Consider the following 3533-nt stretch of genomic DNA (forward strand, 5'->3'; position numbering starts at 1 on the left):
ATAGTGATTTGATTGGAAAGACCGTGATTTATTTCTGGAGCGGAAAAGGCAAGTCTATCACCATCACCCGCAAGACCACTACTCAGACCACCTCTCCTCTGGTTATCGCAGTGGAAGACGTGGAGATGAATGTCACCGACGAAGTGACAAAGCAGCCGGAAGTGAAAGTGTATGGCACTGCAGACAAACTTCTTACTCTCGGCTCAGATTATACCCTGTCTTTCTCTACCGACAACAATAACGTGACCATCAATGAAAACGGAGTGTTCACGGCGGCAGGAAGCAAGTCCAATTATACTGAAGGCGTCACCAACGTCACCGTTACGGCTACACCGTCGGCTGAGCTTGCCGGACAATATACCGAAGCAAAATGGACCTTCAAGTTCACAGTGAGGAAGGGCAAGATGAAGCCCGTGTTCATGCCTGCATTCAAAGGCGCTACCATCAAGGTGGCAAAGGGTACGAAGAAGACCATCGAGGTGCCTCTCAATTATGGAGGAGAGGACGTGAGCGGATATTTCGACGTGACATACTCTTGCTCAGGTTTGTCAGGGCTGACAAGCTCGGACAACAAAATGACATACAAGTTCAACACGGTAGGCACATACACTATAACGGTCAGCGCCACTCCTAAAGTCATAAATCAAGGCAAAGACGATGAGTTCAACTATGCTGATGAGTATGACACTCCGGATAATGTGACATTCACTGTTGACGTGAGCGATGGTAATACCGTTCCTAAGGTCACTCTCAATCCTTCTGCCGACAAGACAATCTATGTTGGCGAAGTGGTGGATGCTCCAGCCGTAAGCGTTACTGATGCACAGGGTACGGCAATCGACAAGAGCAAATACACTATGGAGTGGACATCCTTCGCACCCGACGTTTGTAAGGTGGATGCCACAACGGGCAAGATTGAAGGTGTGAGCGCCGGCGACAAGTTGAAGATACAGCTGAAAGTGAGCGGAGATGGCTTTGAGGATGTGTTCGCATATCTCCTCGTTTCTGTTGACGACCCCGCGAAATATCGCGTGAAGGCTCCTGGTTCGGGAGTGACATACAGTCCGATGACACCGTTATTCAATCAGAACAAGACCCTCGCCGTGACTCTCGGCGGATGGAGCTTCACCGACCGCGACACGGCTCCCGTGTCGAAAGAGGGACTCACCTATGGCGATAAAAACAAATGGGCTGATGACTCTTCTAAGGCAACCTGGGTTATCAAGGGCTTCGACTATTATCTCCCCGGTCTCACATGTCAGAATGCGCGTCAGGAAGACGGTGCTTGTCCGTTGCCAAGCGAGACGCAGTGGTATGACGGAAAACTGCAGAAGGTAAAGGGCGGCACGGTAGATCCGATGTTCTATGTGCCATGTTCGGGAGCATATCTCACTGTGGAACCGAAGACCAACGGTAAGGTCAGCGTCAGCGTGTTCCAGAACGGAGTGTTCGACAAGTCGGGTGGCGTCTACGCCTATCGTCCGCAGCGCCGTGTGTTCGTGTTGGACGAGGCGGGAAAGGTGGTGGCTTCTGAGGCGACAATCAGTGCTACAGGAGGCAAACTCACCGTGGCAGACAAGAATGCTACCGACAAACTGGCAAATCCATACGATATAACAAACTATCCTTGTAACATCACTGGACTGGCAACCGGTCCTGCCACAACGGGTGGCGGAAAGGACAGCAATCCTTCTCCTAAAGTGGAGGAAGTTATGAAGCATTTCCGCGGCATGACATCCTTTGTGATGACAGAAGCTGGATTCCAGAACAACGTTTATGAGAGCAATATCGACAACAAGGTTACATGGGGTGATAATGCCACACCGAACAATGGTGCCGACGACAATGTGATGGGTTCTCACGGATGGTCGGTGCTTGTGGATGCGGCTGTGACTTACACCTTCGATGTGAAGGCTGGCAAGACATATTATATATATAATTATGGTTCGAAACTCGGTTTCTATGGATTCTCATTTGATGAGGCTAAGGGACAGCCGGTAACGAACTATGAATTCAATGACGGTGAGACAAACATCATCGTACCGACCAAGGCTGGCGAACTCTCCACCGCGAAGGTGAACCGCGCAATGAAGGCTGGCGTGTGGACAACATGCGTGCTGCCGTTCAGCCTGAACAAGCAGCAGGTGGATGCCATATTCGGAAAGACTTACGACAGGGATACTCCCGACGGAACGCAGATTCTGTATTTCGACCGTGTGGAGGGAACGAAGGCTATTTTCGTGCGCCATGCCTACAACAATATCGTAGCTGGCAAACCGTTCCTCATCAAACCGGCACAGGATGTCGCCTCTATCAATACGGCAGAGGTGGAAGGCTATCCTTACGTGACGATAGAGAACACTCAGCCGGCAGAATGGTGCAAGGGCAACGGATATGTATGGATGTCGAGCTACAGCAACGACCTGACGGTGAAGGAGGGCGACTGCTTCATCAGCAACAAAGACGGTTCGTTCAAGAATTTCGTCGGCGACCCGGGCACGCTGAAGGGCTTCCGTGGTTATCTCAAGAATATCGGCACCAACGGAGTGTCTGAGGCAAAGAAACTCACCGTGGGCATGGGCAGCAATGTGACAACCGACGAGACTTCGGCAATCGACGGTATCTTGATCGACGGTGACATGCCGGCAGACAGCGTCACCGCAGCAGACGGTAAGGTGTATAATCTCAACGGACAGGTTGTGGCAACCTCATACCGACAGTTCCAGGCATTGCCCGGCGGCGTGTATGTGGTTAACGGAAAGAAAGTAGTGAAGTAAGCAAGCTCCAGAATACTTGTAGCAAACAAGTTTCTGGATAACTTGAAGTAACAAGTTCTGAATACTTGTAGCAGCAAGTTCTGACAACTTATCGCAGTCAAGTTCTTACAGCTTGTAGAAACTAATAATAAATGTAACAATGAACAAGAAAATATATATCACCCCACAGACCACGCTCGTGAAATGTCATATCGAGGGCGTGATGCAGCAATTGTCAAAGACAGGTGGAGAAAGTAAAGTAGACCCCAACACGCCAATCGCCCCTCCACCGGGTGGCACTGGTGGAAGTGACGAATTGAGCAAGGAGAACTCCGGACTCCTTTGGGACTATTAGTCCCGCTTCTTTTTCTTTTTGTCGGCATCATGCCGGGATAGGGTAGCTCACAGCTCCCTATCCGCATGATGTCCATGCAAGTCGCCATGACTGAACGGCATAATCTCCGTTAGTGTATCAGATGCCGTAATGTCTGTTTATCCATCAGACGATGTAATGTCAGTTTATACATCAGACGGTGTATCTCTGTTAGTGTATCAGACGGTGTAATGTCTGTTTAGTGTATTAGACGTTGTAATGTCTTTGACTCTAAAATAAATAGCGCAATAAATTTTGTCAGGTGGAAAACATTCCGTACCTTTGCACCGCAAAATTGCGCTTGTGGCGAAATTGGTAGACGCGCCAGACTTAGGATCTGGTGTCTCGCGACGTGTAGGTTCGAGTCCTATCAGGCGCACCATACAGAATCCTAACTGCTTGAT

At 49.7% G+C, this 3533-nt stretch carries 2 protein-coding genes and 1 tRNA gene; all 3 read left to right on the forward strand.

Annotated elements, in window-relative coordinates; translation table 11 throughout:
- Positions 1-2777 (forward strand): hypothetical protein (locus tag QVO99_RS01460; RefSeq protein ID WP_288176857.1); only part of this gene is annotated, 2777 nt, incomplete at its 5' end.
- A gap of 139 nt (positions 2778-2916) precedes the next feature.
- Positions 2917-3111, forward strand: coding sequence for a hypothetical protein (locus tag QVO99_RS01465; protein ID WP_022315810.1), 195 nt, complete (start codon positions 2917-2919; stop codon positions 3109-3111).
- A 315-nt stretch (positions 3112-3426) separates the two neighbouring features.
- Positions 3427-3511, forward strand: a tRNA-Leu gene (locus tag QVO99_RS01470).
- Positions 3512-3533 lie beyond the last annotated feature (22 nt).

The sequence above is a fragment of the Prevotella sp. CAG:592 genome, from assembly GCF_000436015.1.
Classification (GTDB): Bacteria; Bacteroidota; Bacteroidia; order Bacteroidales; family Bacteroidaceae; genus Prevotella; species Prevotella pectinovora.

Bases quoted from the DNA above. Each gene is read 5' to 3' on its own strand.
- QVO99_RS01465 (WP_022315810.1), top strand. From the start codon at position 2,917: ATGAACAAGAAAATATATATCACCCCACAGACCACGCTCGTGAAATGT.